The organism is Pseudomonas sp. RC3H12, assembly GCF_018596375.1.
GTDB lineage: Bacteria > Pseudomonadota > Gammaproteobacteria > Pseudomonadales > Pseudomonadaceae > Aquipseudomonas.
The window spans coordinates 1676350-1700806 of record NZ_CP075595.1; the positions used below are offsets into that span (position 1 = coordinate 1676350).

26 protein-coding genes are annotated in these 24457 nt (G+C 66.0%); 12 read left to right on the forward strand and 14 right to left on the reverse strand.

The window, feature by feature from the left end; genetic code table 11:
* Nucleotides 1-62: 62 nt before the first annotated feature.
* A complete protein-coding gene (locus KHO27_RS07695) occupies nt 63-740 on the forward strand; it encodes a DUF1028 domain-containing protein (protein WP_046855919.1) in 678 nt (225 codons plus the stop codon).
* Nucleotides 733-1893 (forward strand): acetylornithine deacetylase, encoded by a 1161-nt coding sequence (gene argE, locus KHO27_RS07700; protein ID WP_214501547.1) that lies wholly within the window; start codon nt 733-735, stop codon nt 1891-1893. Before KHO27_RS07695 ends, argE begins: the two co-directional genes overlap by 8 nt.
* Nucleotides 1894-1943: 50 nt before the next feature.
* Here the strand turns inward: argE and KHO27_RS07705 are convergent, their stop codons facing one another.
* On the reverse strand, nt 1944-2381 hold the full coding sequence (locus tag KHO27_RS07705; RefSeq protein ID WP_214501548.1) for a carboxymuconolactone decarboxylase family protein: 438 nt from the start codon (nt 2379-2381) through the stop codon (nt 1944-1946).
* 198 nt (nt 2382-2579) lie between these two features.
* On the opposite strand from KHO27_RS07705, the gene KHO27_RS07710 reads away from it, so the two are divergent.
* Both KHO27_RS07710 and KHO27_RS07715 read left to right on the forward strand, forming a co-directional pair.
* Nucleotides 2580-3038, forward strand: coding sequence for a nucleoside deaminase (locus tag KHO27_RS07710; RefSeq protein WP_214501549.1), 459 nt, complete (start codon nt 2580-2582; stop codon nt 3036-3038).
* Nucleotides 3035-4228, forward strand: a complete 1194-nt coding sequence (locus tag KHO27_RS07715; RefSeq protein ID WP_214501550.1) for a cyanate transporter — start codon at nt 3035-3037, stop codon at nt 4226-4228. The genes KHO27_RS07710 and KHO27_RS07715 overlap by 4 nt, the downstream gene beginning before the upstream one ends.
* Here KHO27_RS07715 and pdxR read toward each other — a convergent pair.
* From pdxR to KHO27_RS07750, 7 genes are all read right to left on the reverse strand, one after another.
* Nucleotides 4221-5654, reverse strand: coding sequence for a MocR-like pyridoxine biosynthesis transcription factor PdxR (gene pdxR / locus KHO27_RS07720; RefSeq protein ID WP_214501551.1), 1434 nt, complete (start codon nt 5652-5654; stop codon nt 4221-4223). The genes KHO27_RS07715 and pdxR overlap by 8 nt on opposite strands.
* A gap of 180 nt (nt 5655-5834) precedes the next feature.
* Entirely contained in the window at nt 5835-6173 is a 339-nt protein-coding gene (locus KHO27_RS07725; RefSeq protein WP_110699501.1) for a hypothetical protein, read from the reverse strand.
* A 194-nt stretch (nt 6174-6367) separates the two neighbouring features.
* Entirely contained in the window at nt 6368-7606 is a 1239-nt protein-coding gene (glcF, locus tag KHO27_RS07730; protein WP_214501552.1) for a glycolate oxidase subunit GlcF, read from the reverse strand.
* A 9-nt stretch (nt 7607-7615) separates the two neighbouring features.
* Nucleotides 7616-8662 (reverse strand): glycolate oxidase subunit GlcE, encoded by a 1047-nt coding sequence (gene glcE / locus KHO27_RS07735; protein ID WP_214501553.1) that lies wholly within the window; start codon nt 8660-8662, stop codon nt 7616-7618.
* Nucleotides 8662-10161 (reverse strand): glycolate oxidase subunit GlcD, encoded by a 1500-nt coding sequence (glcD, locus tag KHO27_RS07740; RefSeq protein WP_214501554.1) that lies wholly within the window; start codon nt 10159-10161, stop codon nt 8662-8664. The genes glcE and glcD overlap by 1 nt, the downstream gene beginning before the upstream one ends.
* Nucleotides 10162-10181: 20 nt before the next feature.
* Nucleotides 10182-11402: a M20/M25/M40 family metallo-hydrolase gene (locus KHO27_RS07745; RefSeq protein WP_214501555.1), complete on the reverse strand. Its 1221-nt coding sequence runs from the start codon at nt 11400-11402 to the stop codon at nt 10182-10184.
* A 72-nt stretch (nt 11403-11474) separates the two neighbouring features.
* Entirely contained in the window at nt 11475-12263 is a 789-nt protein-coding gene (locus KHO27_RS07750) for an SDR family NAD(P)-dependent oxidoreductase (protein ID WP_214501556.1), read from the reverse strand.
* A 103-nt stretch (nt 12264-12366) separates the two neighbouring features.
* On the opposite strand from KHO27_RS07750, the gene KHO27_RS07755 reads away from it, so the two are divergent.
* Together KHO27_RS07755 and KHO27_RS07760 are read left to right on the forward strand one after the other, a co-directional pair.
* A complete protein-coding gene (locus KHO27_RS07755; protein ID WP_214501557.1) occupies nt 12367-13329 on the forward strand; it encodes a GlxA family transcriptional regulator in 963 nt (320 codons plus the stop codon).
* Nucleotides 13326-14231 carry a LysR family transcriptional regulator gene (locus KHO27_RS07760; protein WP_198754498.1) on the forward strand — a complete coding sequence of 302 codons (906 nt, stop codon included), beginning with the start codon at nt 13326-13328 and terminating at the stop codon, nt 14229-14231. Before KHO27_RS07755 ends, KHO27_RS07760 begins: the two co-directional genes overlap by 4 nt.
* 204 nt (nt 14232-14435) lie before the next feature.
* Here KHO27_RS07760 and KHO27_RS07765 read toward each other — a convergent pair whose 3' ends face one another.
* The 3 genes from KHO27_RS07765 to ppnN all read right to left on the reverse strand — a co-directional run bounded on the left by KHO27_RS07765 (nt 14436) and on the right by ppnN (nt 17804).
* Nucleotides 14436-15446 (reverse strand): zinc-binding alcohol dehydrogenase family protein, encoded by a 1011-nt coding sequence (locus KHO27_RS07765; protein ID WP_102690666.1) that lies wholly within the window; start codon nt 15444-15446, stop codon nt 14436-14438.
* A gap of 118 nt (nt 15447-15564) precedes the next feature.
* Nucleotides 15565-16215, reverse strand: coding sequence for a TIGR04211 family SH3 domain-containing protein (locus KHO27_RS07770; protein ID WP_111532409.1), 651 nt, complete (start codon nt 16213-16215; stop codon nt 15565-15567).
* A gap of 215 nt (nt 16216-16430) precedes the next feature.
* The gene (gene ppnN / locus KHO27_RS07775; protein WP_046855903.1) at nt 16431-17804 is read right to left on the reverse strand and encodes a nucleotide 5'-monophosphate nucleosidase PpnN; all 1374 of its coding nucleotides are present in this window, start codon (nt 17802-17804) and stop codon (nt 16431-16433) included.
* A 265-nt stretch (nt 17805-18069) separates the two neighbouring features.
* On the opposite strand from ppnN, the gene KHO27_RS07780 reads away from it, so the two are divergent.
* Nucleotides 18070-18339 carry a hypothetical protein gene (locus KHO27_RS07780; protein WP_110699489.1) on the forward strand — a complete coding sequence of 90 codons (270 nt, stop codon included), beginning with the start codon at nt 18070-18072 and terminating at the stop codon, nt 18337-18339.
* 98 nt (nt 18340-18437) lie between these two features.
* On the opposite strand, the gene pncB is transcribed toward KHO27_RS07780, so the two are convergent.
* Together pncB and KHO27_RS07790 are read right to left on the reverse strand one after the other, a co-directional pair.
* Nucleotides 18438-19637 carry a nicotinate phosphoribosyltransferase gene (gene pncB, locus KHO27_RS07785; protein WP_110699488.1) on the reverse strand — a complete coding sequence of 400 codons (1200 nt, stop codon included), beginning with the start codon at nt 19635-19637 and terminating at the stop codon, nt 18438-18440.
* Nucleotides 19634-20284, reverse strand: a complete 651-nt coding sequence (locus KHO27_RS07790) for a nicotinamidase (RefSeq protein WP_110699487.1) — start codon at nt 20282-20284, stop codon at nt 19634-19636. The genes pncB and KHO27_RS07790 overlap by 4 nt, the downstream gene beginning before the upstream one ends.
* A 140-nt stretch (nt 20285-20424) precedes the next feature.
* Between KHO27_RS07790 and KHO27_RS07795 the strand changes: the two genes are divergently transcribed.
* The 4 genes from KHO27_RS07795 to KHO27_RS07810 all read left to right on the forward strand — a co-directional run bounded on the left by KHO27_RS07795 (nt 20425) and on the right by KHO27_RS07810 (nt 23434).
* On the forward strand, nt 20425-21126 hold the full coding sequence (locus KHO27_RS07795) for an NUDIX hydrolase (RefSeq protein WP_214501558.1): 702 nt from the start codon (nt 20425-20427) through the stop codon (nt 21124-21126).
* Between the two features lie 60 nt (nt 21127-21186).
* Nucleotides 21187-22440, forward strand: coding sequence for an RES family NAD+ phosphorylase (locus KHO27_RS07800; RefSeq protein ID WP_214501559.1), 1254 nt, complete (start codon nt 21187-21189; stop codon nt 22438-22440).
* A complete protein-coding gene (locus tag KHO27_RS07805; protein WP_214501560.1) occupies nt 22433-22717 on the forward strand; it encodes a hypothetical protein in 285 nt (94 codons plus the stop codon). Before KHO27_RS07800 ends, KHO27_RS07805 begins: the two co-directional genes overlap by 8 nt.
* A 321-nt stretch (nt 22718-23038) precedes the next feature.
* Complete coding sequence (locus tag KHO27_RS07810; RefSeq protein WP_110699481.1) at nt 23039-23434, forward strand: hypothetical protein; 396 nt, start codon at nt 23039-23041, stop codon at nt 23432-23434.
* Between the two features lie 3 nt (nt 23435-23437).
* Here the strand turns inward: KHO27_RS07810 and KHO27_RS07815 are convergent, their stop codons facing one another.
* The gene (locus KHO27_RS07815; RefSeq protein ID WP_038705946.1) at nt 23438-24055 is read right to left on the reverse strand and encodes a LysE family transporter; all 618 of its coding nucleotides are present in this window, start codon (nt 24053-24055) and stop codon (nt 23438-23440) included.
* Nucleotides 24056-24147: 92 nt separating this feature from the next.
* Between KHO27_RS07815 and KHO27_RS07820 the strand changes: the two genes are divergently transcribed.
* Complete coding sequence (locus KHO27_RS07820) at nt 24148-24414, forward strand: helix-hairpin-helix domain-containing protein (protein WP_214501561.1); 267 nt, start codon at nt 24148-24150, stop codon at nt 24412-24414.
* Nucleotides 24415-24457 lie beyond the last annotated feature (43 nt).

Here is a 24457-nt window from a genome sequence, read left to right on the forward strand (position 1 = left end):
GTTGGTTTCGCCGCTGCCTTGGCCCGCCGAGAATGCCGGTAACTCACCACAGGAGCTGCACCATGACCTTCTCCATCATCGGCCGCTGCCAGGAAACCGGCCAGGTCGGCATCGCCATCAGTTCATCGAGCATCGCCGTCGGCGCCCGTTGCCCGTGGGTGCGCGCCGGGGTCGGTGCCGTGGCCACGCAGAACATCACCCTGCCGGCCCTCGGCCCGCAGATCCTCGATGCCCTGGAACAAGGCCAGCTGCCGCCTGCCGCGGCGCTGGACCGGGTGCTGAGTGCCAATGGCTGGAGCGAGTACCGCCAGGTCACGGTGATCGACAGCCACGGGCAGGTGGCGCTGTTCACCGGCAAGGAGGCGTTGGGCACGCACAATGCGGTGGCCGGTGAGCAATGCGCGGCGGCCGGCAACCTGCTGTCGTCGCAGGCGGTGATCGCGGCCATGGTCACGGCATTCGAGCAGGCCGGCGGCCACCTGGCAGACCGTCTGCTGGCGGCCATGCACGCGGCGATGGCGGCTGGGGGCGAGGCGGGGCCGGTGCACTCGGCGGCGCTGAAGATTGCCGGCGAGCTGACCTGGCCGCTGGTGGACCTGCGGGTGGACTGGACCGAGCAGGACCCGATCGCTGAACTGGACACCCTGTGGCAAGCCTATCGCCCGCAGATGCAGGACTATGTGACCCGCGCCCTGAACCCGACCGCCGCGCCCAGCTACGGAGTGCCCGGTGATGAGTGAGACCAGCAGCCGTGCGGTGCTGGAGCGGCTGGTCGGCTTCGCCACCGTGAGCCGTGATTCCAACCTGGAGCTGATCGCCTTCATTCGCGATTATCTAGCCGGGTTTGGCGTTCACAGCGAGCTGTTCCACAACGACGAAGGCACCAAGGCCAACCTGTTCGCCACGATAGGCCCGCTTGACCGGGGCGGCGTGGTGCTGTCCGGGCACACCGATGTGGTGCCGGTCGACGGCCAGGCCTGGAGCGTCGAGCCGTTTCGCCTGAGCGAGCGCGACGGGCGCTTGTATGGCCGCGGCACGGCCGACATGAAGGGCTTCATCGCCTCGGTGCTGGCGGCGGTACCGGCGTTTCTCGCCCAACCCCTGAAGATGCCGGTACACCTGGCGTTCTCCTATGACGAGGAAGTCGGCTGCCTGGGCGTGCGTTCGATGTTGGCGGCGTTGGCGCGGCGCCCGCACAAGCCGCGCCTGTGCCTGATCGGCGAGCCCACCGAGCTCAAGCCGGTGCTCGGGCACAAGGGCAAGCTGGCCATGCGCTGCGAGGTGCACGGTGCCGCCTGCCATTCGGCCTATGCCCCCTATGGCGTCAATGCCATCGAGTACGCGGCGCGGTTGATCGGCAAACTGGGCGAGATCGGTGATGAGCTGGCGCATCCCGAGCATCACGACGGGCGCTTCGACCCACCGTTCTCCACGGTGCAGACCGGGGTGATCAAGGGCGGGAGGGCGTTGAACATCGTCCCCGAGGAGTGCGAGTTCGATTTCGAAGTACGCGCCTTGCCGGGCTTCGAGGCCCAGGTGGTAGCGGACCGGCTGCAGACCTACGCCGAGGCCGAGCTGTTGCCGCGCATGCGCGCCGTCAATGCGGCCAGTGCGATTCGCTTGCGGCCGTTGAGCGCCTACCCGGGGCTGGCCACGCCTGCCGCCAGCGAGGCCGCGCAACTGGTGGCGTTGCTCAGTGGCTCGGATGACTTCGGCACGGTGGCGTTCGGTACCGAGGGCGGGTTGTTCGACCAGGCGGGGATTCCCACCGTGGTTTGCGGGCCGGGGAGCATGGAGCAGGGTCACAAGCCCGACGAGTTCGTCAGCGTCGAGCAGTTGCGTGGTTGTGACGCGATGCTGCGGCGCCTGGTCGAGTACCTGGCGCAGGCATGATGGATCGCGGTGCACACCCGCCCCAGCCGGGGCGGGGATCCTGTTGACGGTTACGCCGGCACCATCGCGAAGCCCACGCCGAAGCGGTTCCAGGCATTGATGGTGGCGATGGCCAGGGTCAGGTTGGCGATTTCCTTGGTGCTGAAGTGCTCGAGCAACGCCTGGTACTCGTCTTGCGGCGCGCCGCGCTCCGGGAGGCGGGTCAGGCTCTCGACCCAGGCCAGGGCGGCACGTTCGCGTGGGGTGAAGTAGCGGGTCTCGCGCCAGACGCTCAGGGTCTGCAGGCGCGCCTCGGTTTCACCGGCCTTGCGCGCATCGTTGGCGTGCATGTTGACGCAGTAGGCGCAGCCATTGACCTGCGAGGCGCGCAGGCGGATCAGCTCCAGCAGCGAGTGTTCCAGGCCCGAGGCGACCAGCGCCTGTTCGAGGCCGATCATGGCCTTGTAGGCTTCCGGCGAGTGCTTGGCCCATTCGATACGGTCATGCATGGTGAGGCTCCAAAGATGTACAGGTGGCAAGTGGCACTACCTTAGCGCCCGGCCGCGTCGTGCCGAATAGCCAATCCCGCGCTTTGCCAGGAGGCCAATCGCGCATTTGGATGGCCACTGACAGGCATCCAATCTCTTCATTTCTGTCGGCGCGTCGCAGCCGGGATAATGGCCGGGTCAATACCGGAGAACCGTTTCATGTCCGCAGATCGCTACATGCGCGAGGCCCTCGAGCTGGCCCGTGCCAACATCCAGGCCGGCGGCCGCCCGTTCGGCGCCGTGCTGGTCTACCAGGGGCAGGTGATCGCCCGCGCCGTCAACGAGATCCACAGCACCCAGGACCCGACCAGCCACGCCGAGATGCAGGCCATCCGCCAGGCCGCCCAGGTCCTTGGCCGGCCAAGCCTGGAGGGCGCCGAGATCTACGCCAGCGGCCACCCGTGCCCGATGTGCCTGGCAGCCATGCACCTGTGTGGCATCGAGCGTGCCTGGTTCGCCTACGACAACGACGAAGGCGAGCCCTATGGCCTGTCCACCGCCGCGGTGTACGCGCAGATGGCCCGTCCGCCGCAGCAGCAGAGCCTGCCCCTGCGCCCGCTGAAACCCACGGGTGAGAACGGCCTGTACCGTGAATGGCAGCAGGCCAGCCAAGGATGAGGGGCGCGCTGAACCTGTTGCTGGTGGTGCTGCTGGCCCTGAACCTGCGGCCGATCCTAACCAGTATCGGCCCTTTGCTCGAACCCATGCGCCAGGGCACCGGCCTGGGTTACCAGCAGGCGGCGTTGCTGACCGCGTTGCCGGTGCTGTGCATGGGCCTGATCCCGTTGTTGCAACCCTGGCTGCGCCGCTGGCTGAGCGAGCATGGCGGCATGCTCGCGGGGCTTGCGGCCATTGCCCTGGCTTGCCTGTGGCGCCTGCAGCTGGACAGCGCCTGGGCGTTGATCGCCAGCGCCGTGGTTGCCGGCTTGGGCGTTGCCGTGGTGCAGGGCATGATGCCGGGGCTGGTCAACCGCTGGTTCCCCAACCGCCTGGCGGCGAGCATGGGCCTGTATTCGGCGGCGTTGATGAGCGGTGGTGGTTTGGCCGCGGTGCTCGGCCCTGGGATTGCCGCACACTTCGGCCATTGGCAGTTCGGCCTGGGCCTCTGGGCGCTGCCGGCGCTGCTGGCAATGGCAGCCTGGGTATTGCTGCGTCCGCGCCAGCACACGCCAAGCCTGGCCGCCGGCAGTGGCGGGCACTGGTTCGGCAACCGCAGGGCCTGGCTGCTGGCCTTGTACTTCGGGCTGATCAATGGCGGCTATACCAGCATGGTGGCGTGGCTGCCGGCCTATCACCTGGAGCACGGCGGCACGGCCCAGGGGGGCGGTGAGTTGGTCGGCCTGATGACCCTCTTCCAGGTCTGCGGTGCCCTGGGCCTGCCATTGCTGCTGCGGCGCCTGGTCGATCGCCGGCCCGGCCTGTGGCTGGCCTTGCTGATCCAGCTCGGGGGCTTCCTCGGCCTGCTGCTGGCGCCGGCCAGCGCCATGGGCCTGTGGGTGGCGATGATCGGCCTGGGCCTGGGGGCCTGTTTCAGCCTCAGCCTGACGCTGACCCTGGAGCACCTGCGCAGCCCCGGCGAGGCCGGCAGCCTGGCGGCATTCGTCCAGGGCGTGGGCTTCATCGTCACCGGCATCGTGCCGTACATCACTGGCTGGCTGCGCGATGTCAGCGGCGACTTCCAGGCCTCCTGGACCCTGCTGGCCTGCACCGTGCTGGCGATGTTGCTGGTGACCGCGTGCTTTGCGCCGCAGGGCTACGCCAGGGCGATTGCGCGTGGCCGGCAGCCCGCTGAAGCGCTGGTCAACTGAGGCGCTGCAGGGTGTCGGCGACGCGGTCCAGCGCCGGGTCGATATCCAGCAGCTCGATGGCGCCGAAGCCCAGCAGCAGCCCCGGCCGCACCGGGGCTTCGCTGAAGAACGGCGCCAGGGAATAGAGGCCCACCTCCACCTTGCGCGCCAGGCTGATCAGCAACTCGACATCCACCCCCGGCTTGGCCAGTGCGCTCAGGTGGAAGCCGGCGCTGGTCGGTACCGCGTCGAACCACGGCGCCAGGTCGCCGCCCAGCCGCGCCAGGATCCGCTCGCGGCGTGCGCTGTACACCTCGTGGCAACGGCGGATGTGCTTGTTCAGGTGGCCTTCGGCGAGGAACCGCGCCAGCGCCCATTGCTGCAGGGTCGGGCTGTGCCAGTCGCTCAGGTGCTTGGCCACGCAGGCGGCCTGCAGCACGGCGGGCGGCAGCACCGCATAGCCCAGGCGCAGTTCAGACAGCAGGGTCTTGGAGAACGTCCCGACATACGCCACCAGGCCATGCCGGTCCATGCGTTGCAGGGCCTCGGCGGCCGGCCCCTGGTAGCGGAACTCGCAGTCGTAGTCATCCTCGATGATCAGCGCGCCAAGTTCGGCGGCCCGCGCCAGCAGCGCCTCGCGCCGTGGCGCGGCCATGGGCATGCCCAGCGGGAACTGGTGCGAGGGGGTCACGTAGATCAGCCGGGTGCCATCCTCGATCTGCTCCACGCACAATCCCTGGTCGTCCACCGGCACTGACTGCAGGCGCGCGCCCAAAGCCTGGAACAACTGCCGGGCCGGTGGGTAGCCGGGGTCTTCCATGGCCACCTTGCAGCCGGGTTCGACCAGCACCCGGGCGATCAGGTCCAGGGCCTGCTGGGCGCCGTTGCACACCAGCACATCGCTGGGCGCGCACTGGATGCCGCGGGTGAAGGCGATGTGATGGGTGATGGCCTCGCGCAGTTCGGGCAGGCCCTGGGCGGAAAACTGCCGCTCGGGGTGGCGCTGGCTGCGGCGCAGGGCGTAGTTCATGCAACTGCGCCACTGATCGTAGGGAAACTGCGACTTGCTCGAGGCGCCGCCGATGAAGTCATAGCGCGAAGGCGCGTCCAGCGCCCGCTGGGCCAGTACCGTGGCGCGCTGGCGCCAGCCTTCGAGGGTGTCGGCGGCGGCTAGCGGTATATGCTCGCTGTCGCCCTGGCGCAAGGTGTGGCGTGGGGTGATGAAGGTGCCGCGGCCAACCACGCCGCTGAGCAGGTTGTCGTAGGTCAGGCGTGAATAGGCTTCGGCCACGGTCTTGCGCGAGACCCCCAGCTGTTCGGCCAGCAGACGGGTGGGCGGCAGTTGCGTGCCGGCGGCAAGGTGGCCGCTGTCGATGCCGGCGCGCAGTTGCCGGTAGAGCTGCTCGGCAAGGCCTTTGCGGCCTTCGAGGCGAATGTGCAGTTCCATCGTGGGGAGGGTCCGAAGCGCAGGGATGTAGAAGCTTCGGGTTTTATTGCGGTGGCTGCAAGTAGGGCCGCTTTGCGGCCCATCGCCGGCAAGCCGGCTCCCACACCGACCGCGCCGACCTCGAGCCCGGTGCCTTCCTTGTGGGAGCTGGCTTGCCAGCGATGAGGCGCATACAGGCGATCAAAGTCGGGCGGTACTGATGGTGATGTAGCCTTTTGCGGGCAGCGCGATGCGGATCACCGTTTCGTCGTCGCAGGCCTTGCGTTTCTGCCTGATGCATACGCCATCCACCGTGGCCTCGCGCATGCGGGCGGGGATGGCGCGGCCCTTGGCGTCGAAAAAGGCCTCGCTGGCGAGCAGCTCGACGCGCTCGATCAGTTGGCGGGTGTGCTCGTCGGTGGCGCAGAAGAAGCGCACGCCCGACAGGTTCGGGTTGTCGTCGGGGTTGCTGACTTCATGGGCCAGCAACTGGCGCAGGGTATGGCGCAGTTCGCGGGTGGGGCGGTCGTGTGTGGGCATGGCATGGCCTCGTCTGGATGGGGTTGGCCGCGTCGGGGCGACCGTAACGTCTCCAGGTCGGATGATGTTTTGCCAAGGGTGTGGCAACAATCAAGAAGCGTCCTTGCTTTTGGTAGGAGGGTTCCGAAAATATAGGCAGGAGGTTGAACATCGCCTTGATCCGCGTCAGCTCCAGCGCCTGTTGCCGAGTCCGTTCATGCCCAGTCAGAAGGCTTGGGATCGAGCGCCGCCTCGACGATCTCGACCCAGTGCCGCACCGGTGTTCGCCCAGCGCTTCCAAGGTGCACCTGGCAACCGATGTTGGCAGTGGCAATGACCTGTGGGCTGCCGCTCTCCAGGGCATGCAGGCGATCATCGCGCAATTGCCGCGCCAGCGTCGGCTGGGTCAATGAATAGGTGCCGGCCGAGCCGCAGCACAGGTGGCCATCGGGCACCGGGGTGAGGTGAAAGCCCAGGCGCGTCAGCAGGCTTTCCACCGCGCCGCCGAGCTTGAGCGCGTGCTGCAAGGTACACGGGCAGTGAAAGGCCAGGCGTTGCTCGGCGCACACCCCCAGTTGCTCCAGTGGCTCGGCCTGCAGCACCTGCACCAGGTCACGGGACAGCGCGCTGACCTTGGCGGCCTTGTCGGCATAGCGTGGGTCGCCTTCGAGCAAGTGACCATAGTCGCGCACGAATGCGCCGCAGCCGCTGGCGGTCTGCACGATGGCCTCGGCGCCGGCCTCGATGGCCGGCCACCAGGCGTCGATGTTGCGTCGGGCACGCTCCAGGCCGCGTGCCTGGGCATCCAGGTGATAGTCCACGGCCCCGCAGCAAGCGGCCTCGGCTATCGGTTCGACACTGATACCGAGGCGGTCGAGCAGGCGTGCGGTGGCAGCGTTGGTATTGGGTGAGAGCGCTTGCTGCACGCAACCCTCAAGCAGCAATACGCGGCGGGCGTGACCCGTTGGCGGGCGCTGGCCGGCGGCGGCGATCCGTGGCGGCAGCTTGGCCTTGAGGTTGGCAGGGAGCAGGGGGCGCAGGGCTAGGCCGGTGTGGAGCAAGGCCTTGAACAGCGCCGGCCGCGGCACTACCGCACGCAAGCCGCCGCGCAGCAGGCGCTGGCCCAGTGGTCGCGGCACCTGACGGTCGACCACCGCACGGCCGATATCCAGCAGGTTGTGGTACTGCACCCCTGACGGGCAGCTCGTCTCGCAATTGCGACAGCTCAGGCAACGGTCCAGATGCGTCTGGGTGCTGGCGCTGACCGGTTCGCCTTCGAGTACCTGCTTGATCAGGTAGATGCGCCCACGTGGGCCGTCCAGCTCGTCGCCGAGCAACTGGTAGGTGGGGCAGGTGGCGGTGCAGAAGCCGCAGTGCACGCAAGACCGCAGGATGCGCTCGGCCTCGTCGGCGCGGGCCAGGTGGCGGGCGGAGTCACTCAGTCGGGTTTGCATGCCGCGGCCTCACAAGTGTGCATACAGGCGGCCAGGGTTGAAGATGCCCTGGGGGTCGAGTTGGCGCTTCAGCGCCTGGTGGTAGCGCAGCGTCATCGGGTCCAGTGGCGCGCTGCTGTCGTCGCCGGGCGCGTAGGCGGTGGCATGGCCGCCGGCTTCGGCCACCAGGGCGCGCAGGGTGGCCGCCGGCGCCTCGGACTTGAGCCAGCGCTGGGCGCCGCCCCAGTCGATCAGCTGCTGCCCGGGCAGATCTAGCACGCCGCAGGTGATGGGCAGGGACAGCCGCCACAACGTGGCCGGCGCGGTGAAGAACGCCAGGCGTTGCTCGCGCAGGTCGCCCCAGTACTGCGGGTCGAGTACCTCGCCGCCCAGGCGCTCGCGTGCCGAGCGCACCGAGCCTTCGCCGCCCTCCAGGCGCAGGTGCAGCGCCTCGCCGTCGTGGCTGGCGGCGCTGACCGGCAATGGCTGCTGGCCCCATTCGGCCAACCTGGCCAGCGCCTGGCGGGCATCCATTTCCAGGCGCAGGCCCAGGCATTGGCGCGGCCTGGGCAGCACCTTCAACGAAACCTCGGTAAGCAGCCCCAGGCAACCGAAGCTGCCCGCCATCAGCCGCGATACGTCGTAGCCGGCGACATTCTTCATCACCTCGCCGCCAAAGCGCAGGTGCTTGCCGTGGCCGGTGATCAGCCGGGTGCCAAGTACATAGTCGCGCACCGCGCCTGCCCAGGGCCGGCGCGGCCCCGAAAGCCCGGCGGCGACCATGCCGCCCAGCGTCGCCTCGGGCCCCAGGTGCGGCGGCTCGCAAGGCAGCATCTGCCCGGCCTCGCCCAGCGTCGCCTCGATCTCCCGCAGCGGCGTGCCGGCGCGGGCAGTGAGCACCAGTTCGGTAGGGTCATAGCTGACGATACCGCTGTGCCCACGGGTATCGACCAGCTCGCCGGTCACCGGGCGGCCAAGCATGGCCTTGCTGTTGCCGCCCTGGATGCGCAGCGCGGTGCCCTGGCGCAACGCCTGGCTGACCTGCTCCAGCAACTGCTGGCTGAGATCCGTGGTCATCAGAAGCGCTCCAGGTCGGGGAAGGGCAACTGCCCATGGTGCACATGCAGCGCGCCGAACTCGGCGCAGCGCTGCAGGGTGGGGATGTTCTTGCCCGGGTTGAGCAGGCCCCGTGGGTCGAAGGCGGCCTTGACCGCGTGGAACAGGGTGATCTCGTCGCTGTTGAACTGGGCGCACATCTGGTTGATCTTCTCCCGGCCCACGCCGTGCTCGCCGGTGATGCTGCCGCCCACCGCCACGCACAGCTCGAGGATCCGGCCACCGAGGGCTTCGGCGCGTTCCAGCTCGCCGGGCAGGTTGGCGTCGAACAGGATCAGCGGGTGCATGTTACCGTCGCCGGCATGGAACACGTTGGCGACCCGCAGGCCGTATGTCTCGGACAGTTGGCTGATGCCAGCGAGCACCTGCGGCAGCTCGCGCCGCGGGATGGTGCCGTCCATGCAGTAGTAGTCCGGCGAAATGCGCCCCACCGCCGGGAAGGCGTTCTTGCGCCCGGCCCAGAAACGCACGCGCTCGGCTTCGTCGCAGGCCAGGCGCACCTCGCGGGCACCGGCCTGGCATAGCACGGCATCGACGCGGGCGCAGTCGTCGTGCACATCGGCCTCGACCCCGTCCAGTTCGCACAGCAGGATCGCCGCCGCGTCCACCGGGTAGCCGGCGTGGATGAAGGCCTCGGCGGCGCGGATCGCCAGGTTGTCCATCATCTCAAGGCCTGCCGGGATGATCCCGGCGGCGATGATATCGGCCACCGCGCGCCCGGCGTCCTCGATGCTGGCGAAGCTGGCCAGCAGCACCCGCGCTACCTGTGGCCTGGGCAGCAGCTTGACGGTGACCTCGGTGACGATGCCGAGCATACCCTCGGAGCCGGTGAACAGCGCCAGCAGGTCGAAGCCAGGGCTGTCCAGGGCGTCGCTGCCGAGGGTCAGGCACTCGCCCTCGACGGTGAGAATGTCCACCTTGAGCAGGTTGTGCACGGTCAGACCGTACTTCAGGCAGTGCACGCCGCCGGCGTTCTCGGCGACATTGCCGCCGATCGAGCAGGCGATCTGCGAGGAGGGATCCGGTGCGTAGTACAAGCCGTAGGGTGCCGCCGCCTGGGAAATCGCCAGGTTGCGCACGCCGGGCTGGACCCTGGCGAAGCGGCCCTGCGGGTTGACTTCGAGGATGCGGTTGAACCGTGCCATCACCAGCAGGATGCCCTGGCTCAGCGGCAACGCGCCGCCCGACAGACCGGTGCCGGCACCGCGCGCGACCACCGGCACGCCGCGCTGGTGGCAGAGCCGCAGTAGCGCCTGCACCTGTTCCAGACGCTCGGGCAGTGCCACCAGCAGGGGCAGCGTGCGGTAGGCCGAGAGGCCGTCGCACTCATAGGGCTTGAGGTCTTCGCTGCGGTGCAGGATGTCCAGGTCGGGCAGGGCCTCGCGCAGGGCGGCCAGCAGAGCCGGCTTGTCCACGCTGGGCAACGGGCCGTCGACACGTTCGTCGTAGAGGATGTTCATGGGCGCTCCTGCGCAGCGGCCTATTGCGCCAGTTGCCTGATCATTGCCACCGTCAGGTACAGGCGCGGCGCCACGCTGGCGATCTCCATGTACTCCTCGTCGCCATGCAGGCCGGCGCCGACCACCCCCAGGGTTTCCAGCACGGCCGGCTTGTCGCTGTCGGGCACGTAGGCGTAGCCGGCGTCGGTACCAAAGCGCATGGCGATGGGCTGCAGTTGCCGGTCGATCTTGCTGTAAAGCTGCCGCGCAGTTTGTGCAAGCTGCGTGGAGGCGTCGTTTTTCGCCAGCGGCGGCCGGCCTTTCTCCATGACCAGCTCGACCTGGGTATCGGCGACCAACTGCTTCTTGATGATCCGCAGGGCATCCTCCTGCACCCGCTCGGTCTCGCTCAGGTCGGAATAACGCATGTCGGCCTCGGCGCTGGCCTGGGCAGGGATGATGTTGGCCTTCTCTCCGGCCTTGGCCAGGGTCCAGTTGACGGTGGTGCCCTTGTCCTTGTCGCCGAGGGCATTCAATTGCAGCAACTGGTGCGCCAGCTCGATCAGCGCGTTGCGCCCGGCCTCGGGCGCGGAGCCGGCGTGGGAGGCACGGCCGTTCACCGTGAGTTTCAGGCGGTTGATGCCGTTGGTGGCGACGGTCACCGCGTCCTTGTCCGGTGGCTCGTAGGAAAAGACGAAGTCGTGCTGGCGCGCCAGCTCGGCGATTAGCTGCCTGGAGCCTGCCGAGCCCATTTCCTCGTCCGGGTTGAACAGCACGGTGAGGGTGCGATAGCCCTTGTACTGCTGGTCCTGCAGCAGCTTCAGCGCATGCAGGATCATCGCCACGCCGCCCTTGGCATCGGCCACGCCAGGGCCATAGGCGCGTTCGCCTTCGATACGGAACGGGCGCTTGGCCACGGTACCGGGGCCGAACACCGTGTCGTAGTGGACCATCAGCAGGAAGTCCTTGTCGCCGGTGCCCTTGAATGTGCCGACGATGTTGTCGCCCACCGACGGCGTGGCCGGCTGGGTGGTGACCTTGGCGCCCAGGGCCTCAAGGCGTTTCACCAGCTCGGCGCCGACCTGTTTCAGGCCCGCCTCGGTACCGGTGCCGGTGTCCACCGAAACCAGGGACTTGAGGGTTTCCAGGTAATGGGGCTGTTCGGCCTGGGCCTGGCTGTACAGCTCCTGGGGCGTGGGCTCGGCGGCCTGGGCGGTAGCGCAGGTGAGGGCGAGGGCCAGAGTGCAAAGTCGCAGATGCATGGGCAGGGTCTCGTTGTCATGAACCCTTCAGCGTAGACCCTACCCGATGAATGGCCGCCCGAGCCGTTGTGTCTACAGGCCGTAACGATGCGCCAGACGCTGGTTTGACAACTGCCCGGCCAGGCCCAGGCGGGCACCTTCAAAGGCTTCGTAGCGCTCGAACTCATGCAGTGACGGGATCGAGATCAACCGCTGCGCATCGAAGTCCTGCAACGCCGCCTCGACCAGGTCCTGCGCCGTCATCACGATAGCCGGGTCGAGGTTTTCCACCGGCAGCCCGCCGATGGCCCAGAAGTCCGTGGCGGTGGCGCCGGGCAGCACGGCCTGGACCTGCACGCCGCTGCCGGCCAGCTCCTTGTGCAACGACTGGCTGAAGGCGGTGACATAGGCCTTGCTCGCGCCGTATACGCCGTTGAGCAGTTCGGGCGCCAGGCTCACCACCGACGAGATGTTGATCACCGCGCCGCGCCCGCGGCCGACGAAACCGGGTACCGCCGCGTAGGTCAGGCGGGTGAGGGCGGTGACGTTGAGGGCAATCATCCGGCTCATCTGCTCCACGTCGCTGTCCAGCAGTGGGGTGTGGGTGCCGACCCCGGCATTGTTGACCAGCAGGTCGATGCTGGCGTCCTCGCGCAGGCGCGCCTCGATGCGTGCCAGGTCCTGGGCATCGGCCAGGTCTGCCGGCAATACCTCGACGCTGCGGCCGGTCAGGGTGGTGAGGCGCTCAGCCTGCGCGTTGAGGCGTTCGCGGTTGCGCGCCACCAGGATCAGGTCGTGGCCACGGCGGGCCAGCTGTCCGGCGTACACAGCACCGATGCCGGTGGATGCGCCAGTGATGAGTGCGGTGCCTTTCAAGTTCATGGTTGTGACTCCGTGGGTTGGGGTGAGGCCATGATGCTAGGCTTTGCCGTTGGCGCAAATGACGCATATAGTACGTATTCGAGACATGCTCCGGAGTATACCCATGCATCGGGTCGGTTATCTGTTGTGCGAAGGGTTCCAGGTGATGGCGCTGGCCTCGCAGTCGGTGTTCGAGTTCGCCAACCTGCTGGCCGGGCGGCCGGTCTACGCCTTGGGCAACTACAGTGTCGCTGGCGGCCCGCTGCGTTCGTCGCTGGGCCTGGTGCTCGACACCCAGGCGGTAGGGTCGCCGAGCCATGCCGATACCTGGCTGGTGGCGGGCACCTTGTCGCCGGTCGACTTACCGCCTGCACCCGAGTCGGTTGCGCTGGTGCGGCGCCTCGGCGGCCAGGCCCGGCGAACGGCAGGTATCTGCACCGGGGCTTTCATACTGGCGCAGGCCGGCCTGCTCGACGGGCGCCGTGCCACCACCCACTGGGCCTTTGCCCGTGAGTTCCGCGAGATGTTCCCGCGCATCCAGCTGGAGGAAGACCGCATCTTCATCGCCGATGGCAACCTGTGGACCTCGGCCGGCATGACCGCCTGCATCGACATGGCCCTGGGCATGGTCGAGCAGGACCTGGGCGCCGAGATCGCCCGGGGCGTGGCTCATCGCCTGGTGATGCACCAGCGCCGTTCGGGCGGGCAATCGCAACATTCACAGCTGTTGGCCATGGCGCCACGCTCGGACCGTATCCAAGCGGCGCTGGAGCATGTGCGCGGGCACCTGGGGCAGCCCCTGACCGTCGAGACGCTGGCCGAGGTGGCGCACCTGAGCCCGCGTCAGTTCAGTCGCGTGTTCAGCGCCGAGACCGGTGAATCGCCGGCCAAGGCCATCGAGCGCCTGCGCCTGGAGGCGGCGCGGCTGCTGATCGAACAGAGCCGCCACAGCCTTGATGTGGTAGCTCGCGAGACCGGTTTTCGCGATCGTCGGCATCTGCGCGAGGCGTTCCTGCGCGGCTTCGGCATCCCGCCGCAGGCCGTGCGCCGCGATGCGCGGCGCCTGGACAGCGAGGTGCCGGCATGAAGAAACTCGTGCGCATGGACGACCTGCAGGTGTTCGTCAGTACCGTGGCAACCGGCAGTTTCTCCGCGGCGGCGCGCCAGCTGGACATCTCGCCGGCCCTGGCCAGCGGCGCCGTGCAGCGCCTGGAACGCAGCCTGGGGTTCCGCCTGCTGGTGCGTTCGACCCGGCGCCTGCGCCTATCGGATGAAGGCCAACGCTACCTGCCCCATGCGCGCCAGGTGCTCGAGGCACTGGTGGAGGGCGAAATGGCCCTGGAGCAGGGGCGTGAGGAGATCGGCGGGATGTTGCGCCTGTCCATGCCCTCGGACCTGGGGCGCAATGTGCTGCTGCCCTGGCTCGACGAGTTCCAGTTGCAGCACCCGGGCATCAGCCTGCAACTGCGTCTGAGCGACCAGGTGGCGGACATGGTGGGGGATCGCCTGGATGCCAGTATCCGCTATGGCCAGTTGGCCGATTCGGGCCTGGTGGCGCTGCCCCTGGCCGCGGACAACCGCCGCACGCTGTGCGCCGCGCCGGCCTACATCGCCCGCCATGGCGCGCCGCGCACGCCGGAGGAACTGGTCGGGCACAACTGCCTGCGCTATGTGATGGGCGAGCAGACCCACGAACGCTGGGGCTTCCACCTGCCGGACGGGGTCAGGACGGTGAGTGTTTCGGGCGATCGCACCAGTGACGACGCCGATGTCGTCCGCCGTTGGGCGGTGGCGGGGCTGGGGATCGTCTACAAGTCGCGGTTGGATGTGCTGGCCGACGTGCGGGCCGGGCGGCTCGTGGAGCTGTTCCCACCAGAATGCTGCCAGGCGGCGCCGCTGCAACTGGTGTGCGTGCACCGCCAGGCGGTGTCGCCGGCGATCCAGCGGTTGCGCAGCTACCTGGGGGAGAAGTTTGCCGAGCTTGGCTAGGGTCTGTATGAAAAGTCTTGAGACGAAGGTCAGGCAAGGCGAAAACAGCCGAGGAACGGTCGGAGTCGCGCCCGACTTTACGGGTTGTAAATGAGCATTTCGAGGCTGTTTTCAACGCAGCATCACCGAGTATCAAGGCTTTTTATACAGAGCCTAGCAAGGCGCCTGCAGGTACGTCATCGCGCCTACAGGGCCCCTGTCGGACTAGAAACCTTCCAGTACAACCTTGCCCTTTGCCTTCCCGCTTTCGATCAACTCGTGGGCGCGGCGCAGGTTGGCCGCGTTGATCGCGCCGAAATGCTCGCCCAGCGTGGTCTTGATCACGCCTTCATCGACCAGCCCGGCGATTCGCTCCAGCAGTGCGTGCTGCTTGATCATGTCGGTGGTCTGGTACAGCGAACGGGTGAACATCAGCTCCCAGTGCAACGACAGCGACTTGCGCTTGAGCGGCACCACGTCGAGGCTGGCCGGGTCGTCGATCAGTGCCAGGCGGCCTTGTGGGCGCAGCACCTCGACCAACTGGGCGAAGTGGCGGTCGGTGTGGGTCAGGCTGATCACCAGGTCCACCTGGCCTATACCCACGGCCTCCAGCTGGGGTGCCAGCGGCTGGTTGTGATCGATCACCTGGTGGGCGCCGAGTTGGCGTACCCAGGCCTGGGTTTCAGGGCGCGAGGCGGTGCCGATCACGGTGAGGTTGGTGAGCTGGCGCGCCAGCTGGGTGAGGATCGAGCCCACGCCACCGCCGGCGCCGACGATCAGCAGGCTTTGCCCTTCGCCGCCGCCTTCGCGCACGCCCAGGCGGTCGAACAGCAGCTCCCAGGCGGTGATCGAGGTCAGCGGCAGGGCGGCGGCGCTGGCATTGTCCAGGCTGCGCGGCTTGTGGCCGACGATGCGCTCATCGACTAGATGCAGTTCGCTGTAGCTGCCGGGACGGTCGATGGCACCGGCATAGAAAACCTCGTCGCCGGGCTGGAACAGGGTCACCTGTTCACCGATGGCGCGCACCACACCGACCGCATCCCAGCCCAGCACCTTGGGTTGGCTGGTGCTGCCGCTGCCGGCGCGGACCTTGGTATCGACCGGGTTGACCGCGATGGCGCGGACTTCCACCAGCAAATCGCGTGGGCCGGGGACAGGCGCGGGCAGGTCGCTGTCATAGAGCGAGGCCGGGTCGGTAAGCGGCAGGCCGTGTTGGGTGAAAACGATGGCTTTCATGGCATCAGGGTCCCTGAGTGGTAGGTAGGGCAACCTTAGCCTGCAAGATTTATCGCAAAAACATCGCAATCACGGGAACAGTTTCAGCATTTTATTGAAAATGTAGCGGCCATGCTGGTCAGAACCAGCGATCGTTGCGTTTGCGCCCGCGGGTCAGCGCCGGCAGGATCAGCCCCGCCAGCAGCCCGGCGCCGGCGATGCTGCCGCCATACACCATGTAGCGCATCATCACCTGCTTGTTCTCGTCCCCCAGGCGCGCCTGGGTATCGCGCAGGCTCGACTGGCTCTGCTCGAGCTGCTCGTTGAGTGCCTTGTTGCGGGTTTCCAGCTCGTCGATCAGCGCCTTGCGCGAGTCGAGGGTCTCCTGCATGCCCTGCACGCGGTTCTTCCAGCTGTCGTCGATGGTCTTGAGCTGGCCGGACAATTCGGCCACCTGGGCGTCGAGCTGCGGCAGGCGCTCGCTCTGGCCGGGCACCGCCTGCAGGTCACTGGTGAGGATCCACACCAGGTCGCCGCTTTGCCCGCGTACCTGGCTGTAGTTGCCCTGGCTGGTGACCAGGGTGACCTTCTGCCCGGACCTGAGCGTGCCGACGATGCGATGGCCATCGGTAGGGCCGCTGCGTACGTAAGTGTTCAGGCTGTCACTGACCCAACGCGCATCAGTGGCCGGTTCTTCGGCGTGGGCCGGGGCGGCGAGGGCGATCAGGGCGGCGATCAGGCCACCGCGCAGGGCGGTGAGGGCAGGGGAAGCGGGCTGGATGTCTGGCATGCTGGTCTTCGCTGAAACAGGACGAATGAAGGCCCGATGACTGGGCCGGCGATCCGGTCGGGTGGATTGACCGTCAGCGAAAGACCGTTTTTTTGTGGGCAGGTTCACCACCTGGCGCAGGAAATATCTGCAAAATATTGCGAAAAATCAGGAGTTATTGGCTGCTGTGGGCGCCAGTTCGCCGGCGAAAGGGCCGCAAAGCGGCCCCAGTGCCTTCAGGCCACTACTTCATAGCACGGCACATACGCAGCCCCACCGGGCAACTTCATGCGGTGCTGGTCGACGAACGCCTGCAGCAGGCGCCCGAGCGGGTCGAGGATCGCCGCATCGCCGCGGATCTGGTAAGGCCCGTGCTCCTCGATCAGGCGGATGCCCTTGTCCTTGACGTTGCCGGCAACGACGCCCGAGAACGCCCGGCGCAGGTTGGCCGCCAGCTCGTGTGGCGGCAGGTCGCGGCGCAGGGCCAGGTTGGCCATGTTCTCGTGGGTCGGGTCGAACGGGCGCTGGAAGCCTTCGTCGATCTTCAGCAGCCAGTTGAAGTGGAAGGCGTCGTTGCGCTCGCGGCGGAACTGCTTGACTGCCTTGAGGCCTTCGACCATCTGCCGCGCCACCTCGGCCGGATCGTCGATGATGATCTGGTAGTGGCGCTGCGCCGCCTCGCCGAGGGTGGCGCCGACGAAGGCATGCAACTGCAGCAGGAACGGCTCGGCGCTGCGCGGCCCGGTGAGCACCACCGGGAACGGCAGGCCCTGGTTGTCCGGGTGCATGAGGATGCCGAGCAGGTAGAGGAACTCCTCGGCGGTACCGGCGCCGCCGGGGAAGATGATGATGCCGTGGCCGACACGCACGAAGGCTTCAAGACGCTTCTCGATGTCCGGCAGGATCACCAGCTCGTTGACGATCGGGTTGGGCGCCTCGGCGGCGATGATGCCCGGCTCGGTCAGGCCCAGGTAGCGGCTGCCGTGCATGCGCTGCTTGGCATGGGCGATGGTGGCGCCCTTCATCGGCCCTTTCATCACGCCCGGACCGCAGCCGGTGCAGACATCCAGCTTGCGCAGGCCCAGCTCGTGGCCGACCTTCTTGGTGTACTGGTATTCCTCGGTGCTGATCGAGTGGCCGCCCCAGCACACCACCATCTTCGGCTCGACACCGGGGCGCAGGGTGCGGGCGTTGCGCAGCAGGTGGAAAACGTAGTCGGTGATGCCTTGCGAGCTTTCCAGGTCGATGCGCTGGCTGGCCAGTTCGCTCTCGGTGTAGACGATGTCGCGCAGGGCGCTGAACAGCATCTCGCGGGTACTGGCGATCATCTCGCCATCGACGAAGGCGTCGGCCGGGGCGTTGAGCAGCTCCAGGCGCACGCCGCGGTCCTGCTGGTGGATACGCACCTCGAAGTCCTTGTAGGCCTCGAGGATGGTCTTGGCATTGTCGACATGGGCGCCGGTATTGAGGATGGCCAGGGCGCACTGGCGGAACAGGGTATAGAGGCTGCCGGTACCGACTTCGCTCAGTTGCTGGACTTCACGTTGCGACAGCGTCTCCAGGCTGCCCTTGGGGCTGACGGAGGCGTTGATGACATTGCGTTGGGGCATCTGGTCTTTCCTGTGCGGGTAAAACATCCTTCTTGGACAACACCATACAAGCAAATGTGCGTGGCAACGAGGGGGAGGGTGAAAAACCTTGGTGGCCAGAGGCGCCACGAATGCGCGCTTTGCACAGCGTTCTGTCAATAGCACAGTTGAGCGACTGTGCCGTTGGCCCGGCGGTGATAGGTTTGCCGATAGCCTGGCCTGTCACGATGTTGGCAGGTCGGGCCAATGCCTGTGCGCCTGTCAGATCACTGAAAGGATTTCCAACATGAAAAAGCCAATGACTGCCCTGGCCGTATCCGTAGCGCTCACCTTCGGCATCACTGTCGCGAACGCTTCCGTGCACCCGGCCTCCATCGCTGCGCCGCAAACCGTCAACCAGGGAACCTCCTCGCTTGGGACGCCCTTCGCTAGCGCTCAACCAGCCAAGAGCATCCAGGTGGCAAGCCTTGCCAGAAACTGCGCCGATGAGCGCTATTCCTGGTGGGAATACAGCGGTTGGGAAATCGTTGGCTGCCTCGCAAGTGGCCAGTGGTAACGATTGACGCGGGCCTGGCGCGTGGCAAGCGCGCCAGGGCTCCTGGATCAGCTGGCTGAGCGGCGTGCTTGTCCGCAAGGGGCAGGCCGGCTTCGCGGTCAATCGACCTTGAACACATGCCGCAGGTACGCCACGAAGTTCTCGTCCCGGCACTGGGTCTTGCCTGGGCTGTCGGAGATCTTTGCCACCGGCGCGCCATTACACGCGGTCATCTTGATCACGATGTTCATCGGCGTGACACCGGGAATGTCGCAGGTGAGGTTGGTGCCGATGCCAAAGCTGACCTGGATACGGCCATTAAGCGCACGGTACAGCTCGAGCATCTTCTGGAAGTCCAGGCCATCGGAGAAGATCAGGGTCTTGCTCCTGGGGTCGATGCCCAGCCGCTGGTAGTGCGCGATGGCTTTCTCGGCCCAGGCCAGCGGCTCGCCCGAGTCGTGGCGCAGGCCGTCGAACAGCTTGGTGAAATACAGGTCGAAGTCGCGCATGAAGGCATCCATGCCGATGCAGTCTGTCAGGGCGATGCCCAACTGACCACGATACTCACGCACCCAGCACTCCAGTGCGGCGGCCTGGCTGTCGAGCAGCCGTGGACCGAGCTGCTGGTGGGCCATGAACCACTCGTGGGCCATGGTGCCGATCGGCTTGACCTGGTACTCGCGGGCCAGGTGCACGTTGCTGGTGCCGACGAACTTGCCCGGGAAGTCGCGCTTGAGGATGTGCACCACCTCTTCCTGTACCCGGTACGAGAAGCGCCGGCGGGTGCCGAAGTCGGCCAGTTGCAGGCCGGCAAGCTCGTCGTCGCTGGCCTCGGCCCTGAGCCAGTCGAGCTTCTGGTACAGACGCTCGCCGACCTGCTCGATCACTACCTCGCGATAGCGGTAGCGGTTGCGCACCTCGCTGATGATCGCCAGCAGCGGGATCTCGAACAGGATCACGTGCAGCCACGGGCCGCGCACGTGGATCGCCAGCTGTCCGGTAGCGTCCAGGCCTACCTGCACGTAGCGCAGGTTGAAGCGGAACAGGCTGAGAAAACGGATGAAATCCGCCTTGATGAACGGGATCTTCTCAAGGTAGGCCAGCTGGTCGTGGGTTACCGAGACATCGGTCAGTTGTTCGATCTGGTAGCGGATCTCGGCCAGGTAGGGCGCCAGGTCTTCGTTGTTGCGGCAGCGGAATTCCCATTCCACCTCGGCGTTGGGGTAGTTGTGCAGCACCGCCTGCATCATGGTGATCTTGTAGAAGTCGGTATCCAGCAGGTTCTGGATGATCCGTGGGCCGAAAACGCTGTCGCTCATGGGCGATCCTCCTTGAGTTGCGCCAGTTGGCGGTCGAGGTCCTGTTCATCGGGGCACAGGTGGATGCCGGCGGTGGCCATCTCTGTGCACGCCTGCTGCGCGCCCTCGGCGCTCAGTGCGCGGCAGGCCGGCAGGTACAACAACACCTCGAAACCGGCGCGGCGCAGTTGCAGGGCGGTGGTGCGCACGCAGTAGTCCAGCGCCAGGCCACCAACGATGATCGCCTGTACCTGTTGCACCTTGAGGAACTCGATGACACCGGTGGAGCGGCGTTCGGCCAGGTCGTGGTAGCAGGCGCCGTAGGGGTGCAGGTCGGGTTCGACGCCTTTCCAGACGAAGTAGTCGTAGTCGATGGGGGCGGGCAGGCCGGGGAGCAGTTCGAAGCCGGGCGTGCCGGGGACGCAGTGGCTGACCCAGGTCAGGTCGGCGTTGGCCAGGGGCAGCGGTTGCAGCATCTGCCCGGCGTCGGCGACCACCCAGGCGGCATTGGCCGGGTGCGCGTCCTTGCTGCCCAGGCGCAGGGACGCGCGTTGGGCCATGGCGTTGAGCGCGGGGGCGATCTGCTCGCCACCGGGGACCGGTAGCTCCTGGGGCGCGTTGCTGGTGAAGCCGTTTTGCGCGTCGACGTCGAAACTGGCGGTCTTCATTTGGGGTCACTCCCTGGCTGGATGGTCAATATAATCCATCTGGTGAATTAAATCTGTCAAGGGTGCTTTTATGATGAATTTATCGCTTGATCTATTTAGTTGCCCTGATGGAATATAGGCGGAAGAAATGGAGTGAGCCTGTGAGTAGCCCTGAAGTCTTGGCCAGCGTGGATATCGTCGCGCTGCGCCTGTCGCCGCAAACCCAGCGTCTGCAAGTGCTGCTGCACCTGCGTGATCGCGAACCCCATGCCGGGCAGTGGGCCTTGCCGGGTGTGATCGTCAATGGCCGGACTCCGGACAACAGTCTGGACGCCGCCGCGGAACGTGCGTTGGTGGAGAAGGCCCAGGTAGTGCCGCGCCACCTGGAGCAGGTCGGCACCGAAGGCAATGCCTTTCGTGATCCACGAGGGTGGTCGTTGAGCACCTACTACCTGGCGCTGCTCGATCCAGATGGCGAGGTCGACGCCGCGCAACCGATGTTTGTCGACGTCGACGAGGTGTTGGCGCGCAAGCGGCTACTGCCGTTCGACCATCGCCTGCTGGTCGAGCGCGCTTGCGAACGGCTGGCGGCCAAGACCGTGTACAGCAACCTGCCGCTGTACCTGGTGCCGGAGCGCTTTACCGTGCTGGATGCCTTGGCCGCGGTACAAGCGTGCCTAGGGCAGGCGGTCAACGGCACCTCGCTGCGCAAGCGCCTGGAGCGGATGAAGGCAGCGGGCTGGGTGGTGGATACCGGCGAGAAGAACCAGCCCAGGCTGGGACGGCCACAACAACTGTACCGGCATACGCCGCAAGGGGCTGGGGTGTTCATGTTCGACCGTAGCCTTTTGGCTGCCGGGTAAGGAGGCTACCGGGGTGCGTAATCGGCAGATGTTGAGCAAGGGTGTCAGGGGGAGATTCGTATGAGCTACAGACTACTGAATGATCTTTTTGCTGATGCTGAGGACAAGGTTCAGGCATGGATTTGTCGAGATTGCCTGGGCGATTGGATTATTGCCTCCCAGGCCATGACGTTGCGTGAACGCAGGACCTGTTGCGCGTGCGAGCGTGAAGTGGAAAAAGCGCGTGACATCCAGATGATTGCCGATCGTATCCAAGGGGAATTGCCAAAGTATTTTGAAGTCGTGCCCAGCGCAGAAGAGGCCGTTGGCTTTGAATTGGCCCAGGTCGTCGGTCTCTCGATCGACTGTGGCAGCGAAAAGGCCAATGCGCTGATAGCCACTTTATTGGTCAATCCTGAAGCCAGTACCGAGGGCTTCTATCGGGCCGGCCAGCGTTATCGGCAGACGCCGGCAGGAACCTTCGCCGTTCTGCGTGATGAGGTTATAAGCGAATGGCAAGGCTTTGCTCATGAGCTCATCCACGGGCGTCGATACTTCAATCAGGATGTGAAGAATTTCTTTGGTTCTCTGGTATGTGAGGCCTTGCGGGCCAAGCCTCATGAGGGCGCTGAAATTCCCTTGGTTGTAAAGACACTAGCGGCAGGCAGTGAGCTATTCCGGGCGCGCATTGCCCGCTCTAAGAAAGAGCTGCAAGAGATTCTGGAGAACCCAGGTGCCCAGCTAAGCGCTCCACCCAAGCTGTCTGCGGCGAACAACCGCATGAGCGCTGCCGGCATGCCGTTGTTGTATGTCTCGCAAACGCTGGAGACCTGCGTGGCCGAAGTTAGACCCTCCATCGGCGACACGGTTGTAGTGGGAACGTTTTCACCGACACGGGATATGACGATCTTTGATTTCACTGCATTGGAAGGCGAGTTTCATCATGAGGCTTTGAGTCTTTTCGAGCGAGGGCAGCAACAGCGAGCACGGCACCGTCATATGCTGCGGCTCTTGCATGAAGAGCTTGGGCGGCCATTGCGGGCTCAGGATACCGACTATGTGATGACTCAGGCCCTGACCGAATTCATCAGGTACCACAAGGGCGTGGAATTCGATGGCGTTGCCTTTCGATCGGTCCAGAATAAGGAAGGGATCAATTATGTGCTTTTCGATAGTGGCGACGAGAGCCGCCGAAAGTCCCCCGACTGGACGCCGGAATTTGCTGTGGTGCTATCGGAGGCCGATGTGAAAGTGAAAACGATTCAAGCGGTTCACTATGGGCTGTCCGATGCTCAACCCAGTGCACTGACACTGACGGTACAGGCGAATGAATAAAGCAGCTTACCCCATAAAAACCTTGATACTCAGTGCGAGTATCGGCCTTGCAGGTTGCGCCTTGGCGTTGTTCAGCCGTCAGCGCAGTGTTGCGCAATTGAACACGTTGTTTGACTGGCTAGGCGGTGGAGAGGCGAGCCTGGTGGAGCACTTTCTCAGCGGCCTGGGTGTCGTGTTGCTGAGTATTTTCCTGGTGGCGCTCCACGCGAGAATGTCCACCCGGCAAGCATGGCCCAAAGCGTGGCTGCGCGCTGGATGGTTCGTTGCCCTGCGCTAGAAAGTATTCAGAGCGACACGCCCTATCTACATCGTGCATTGGTCCGCAGTGATTGCGACCGTCTATGTGCTTGCGAGTTGCCAATGGGAGCTTGGCCAGGCCCAGGCGGGGCGAGCCTTTCAGACCTTGCAGCTGTCGATGGATATCGCCGGCAGTGCGACGGCGTGTCTTTTTCTGATGCTATTGATGCGGGCCGATTATCGGCGCGCTCGTCAATCCAGAAGTCTGGTGCTTGGTAGATGATCCGGTTGAGTTATCGCGCAGCGGGCCGTGTCGACTACCTCGGCTACCTGCGAGGTGCGTCATGACTATGCTTGCGAGATGAGTACGCCCATCCAGACACGTCATCCCTGTCCGCCTGGCGCTTGCGACTGCGGACGCGAACACCTGGCCGACGGCCCCGAGCGACGCGTCCTGCTGCTCACCCGGGAGGAAGAGAAGCGCCTGCTCGCCCGGTTGGAGAACCTCAAGGACCTGGACGACCTGCGCCACCTGCAACAGCGCCTCTTCGAGCAGCTGGGTATCCGTGTACATATCGGCCCTGGGCTCAATGAAGTGCGGACCATGCGCGGCATCGCCATCGAACTGGAGCCCCAGCCGGGCCTGTGCCGCAAGACCCGCCAGTCGATCCCTGCCGCCATTCGCCGTGGCCTCGAGCGCAACCCGCAAGTGGCCTTCCGCCTGCTCGACGCCCACGACCTGCTGCGCGACGCCTGAGCCTCAGCGCATCGCCGCCAACTTGATGCCGAAGCCGACCAGGCAGGCGCCGGCCAGCCGTTCGAGCAGGTTGGCGATGCGCGGGCTGGCGCGCATGCGCTCGGCCAGTCGGTGGGTAAGGAACACCGCGATCAGCCCGTAGAGCAAGGTAAGCCCGGCCACGGTCAGCGCCATGAAGGCGAAGGTGACCACGCCCTGGTGGCGCACCGGGTCGATGAACAGCGGGAAGAACGCCATGTAGAACATGATCGCCTTGGGGTTGAGCAGGGTGATCATCATGGTCTGGCGCAGGTAGCGGCCGCTGGCCATGCGGCTCTCGCGCGGGGCGCCGCCGGGCTTGCTCAGCACCATGCGCAGGCCGAGCCAGGCCAGGTAGGCGGCGCCGGCCCACTGCACCACGTGGAAGGCGGTGGGGTAGGTGGCCAGCAAGGTGGCCACGCCGGCCACCGCCAGCCACATCAGCACCTGGTCGCCAAGGATCACCCCGAAGGTGGCGGCCAGCCCGCCCTTGATGCCGCCCTTGCCGGTGGCCGTGATCAGGGCGAAGTTGCCGGGCCCGGGGATCGCCAGGAGGATGAGGAACGCGATCACGAAAGCGCCGTAGTCGGTCACGCCGAGCATGGGGATTCTCCTGGTGGAGGTGGGCAGGCAGACTTCGATATATGCCATCATTCGCCGCGTTTGCAAAGCCACGACGTTACAGGGAGGTGAAGATGGCGTTCAGTGCGGATGAGCGGACGGTGCTGCTGGCGGTCAAGGGCGTGGGCCCGACCGTGGTGCAGCGCCTTGAACAACTGGGATATGGCTCGTTGGCACGGCTGGCCGAAGCCGATGCCTTGCAGATCGTCACCGAGGCTGCTGGGTTGGTGGGCAGCAGTTGCTGGAAGAACAGCCCCCAGGCACGAGGGGCGATACAGGCGGCGATTGCCCGGGCCAGAGAGCATGTCCCGCAGGGCGCGTGCCCCGCCAGCGGCGCATAAAAAAGCCCCGAAGATCAAGGCCTTCGGGGCAAACGGTTGGGGG

Excerpts from the sequence above, each read along its gene's own strand:
- KHO27_RS07810 (WP_110699481.1), top strand. The coding sequence starts at position 23,039 with ATGAGTACGCCCATCCAGACACGTCATCCCTGTCCGCCTGGCGCTTGC.
- argE (WP_214501547.1), top strand. The coding sequence starts at position 733 with ATGAGTGAGACCAGCAGCCGTGCGGTGCTGGAGCGGCTGGTCGGCTTC.
- glcD (WP_214501554.1), bottom strand. The coding sequence starts at position 10,161 with ATGAACATCCTCTACGACGAACGTGTCGACGGCCCGTTGCCCAGCGTG.
- KHO27_RS07725 (WP_110699501.1), bottom strand. The coding sequence starts at position 6,173 with ATGCCCACACACGACCGCCCCACCCGCGAACTGCGCCATACCCTGCGC.
- KHO27_RS07695 (WP_046855919.1), top strand. The coding sequence starts at position 63 with ATGACCTTCTCCATCATCGGCCGCTGCCAGGAAACCGGCCAGGTCGGC.
- KHO27_RS07790 (WP_110699487.1), bottom strand. The coding sequence starts at position 20,284 with ATGAAGACCGCCAGTTTCGACGTCGACGCGCAAAACGGCTTCACCAGC.
- KHO27_RS07755 (WP_214501557.1), top strand. The coding sequence starts at position 12,367 with ATGCATCGGGTCGGTTATCTGTTGTGCGAAGGGTTCCAGGTGATGGCG.
- glcF (WP_214501552.1), bottom strand. The coding sequence starts at position 7,606 with ATGCAAACCCGACTGAGTGACTCCGCCCGCCACCTGGCCCGCGCCGAC.
- KHO27_RS07770 (WP_111532409.1), bottom strand. The coding sequence starts at position 16,215 with ATGCCAGACATCCAGCCCGCTTCCCCTGCCCTCACCGCCCTGCGCGGT.
- KHO27_RS07705 (WP_214501548.1), bottom strand. The coding sequence starts at position 2,381 with ATGCATGACCGTATCGAATGGGCCAAGCACTCGCCGGAAGCCTACAAG.
- ppnN (WP_046855903.1), bottom strand. The coding sequence starts at position 17,804 with ATGCCCCAACGCAATGTCATCAACGCCTCCGTCAGCCCCAAGGGCAGC.
- KHO27_RS07800 (WP_214501559.1), top strand. The coding sequence starts at position 21,187 with ATGAGCTACAGACTACTGAATGATCTTTTTGCTGATGCTGAGGACAAG.
- pncB (WP_110699488.1), bottom strand. The coding sequence starts at position 19,637 with ATGAGCGACAGCGTTTTCGGCCCACGGATCATCCAGAACCTGCTGGAT.
- KHO27_RS07750 (WP_214501556.1), bottom strand. The coding sequence starts at position 12,263 with ATGAACTTGAAAGGCACCGCACTCATCACTGGCGCATCCACCGGCATC.
- glcE (WP_214501553.1), bottom strand. The coding sequence starts at position 8,662 with ATGACCACGGATCTCAGCCAGCAGTTGCTGGAGCAGGTCAGCCAGGCG.
- KHO27_RS07765 (WP_102690666.1), bottom strand. The coding sequence starts at position 15,446 with ATGAAAGCCATCGTTTTCACCCAACACGGCCTGCCGCTTACCGACCCG.
- KHO27_RS07715 (WP_214501550.1), top strand. The coding sequence starts at position 3,035 with ATGAGGGGCGCGCTGAACCTGTTGCTGGTGGTGCTGCTGGCCCTGAAC.
- KHO27_RS07820 (WP_214501561.1), top strand. The coding sequence starts at position 24,148 with ATGGCGTTCAGTGCGGATGAGCGGACGGTGCTGCTGGCGGTCAAGGGC.
- KHO27_RS07805 (WP_214501560.1), top strand. The coding sequence starts at position 22,433 with ATGAATAAAGCAGCTTACCCCATAAAAACCTTGATACTCAGTGCGAGT.
- KHO27_RS07760 (WP_198754498.1), top strand. The coding sequence starts at position 13,326 with ATGAAGAAACTCGTGCGCATGGACGACCTGCAGGTGTTCGTCAGTACC.
- KHO27_RS07780 (WP_110699489.1), top strand. The coding sequence starts at position 18,070 with ATGAAAAAGCCAATGACTGCCCTGGCCGTATCCGTAGCGCTCACCTTC.
- pdxR (WP_214501551.1), bottom strand. The coding sequence starts at position 5,654 with ATGGAACTGCACATTCGCCTCGAAGGCCGCAAAGGCCTTGCCGAGCAG.
- KHO27_RS07710 (WP_214501549.1), top strand. The coding sequence starts at position 2,580 with ATGTCCGCAGATCGCTACATGCGCGAGGCCCTCGAGCTGGCCCGTGCC.
- KHO27_RS07745 (WP_214501555.1), bottom strand. The coding sequence starts at position 11,402 with ATGCATCTGCGACTTTGCACTCTGGCCCTCGCCCTCACCTGCGCTACC.
- KHO27_RS07815 (WP_038705946.1), bottom strand. The coding sequence starts at position 24,055 with ATGCTCGGCGTGACCGACTACGGCGCTTTCGTGATCGCGTTCCTCATC.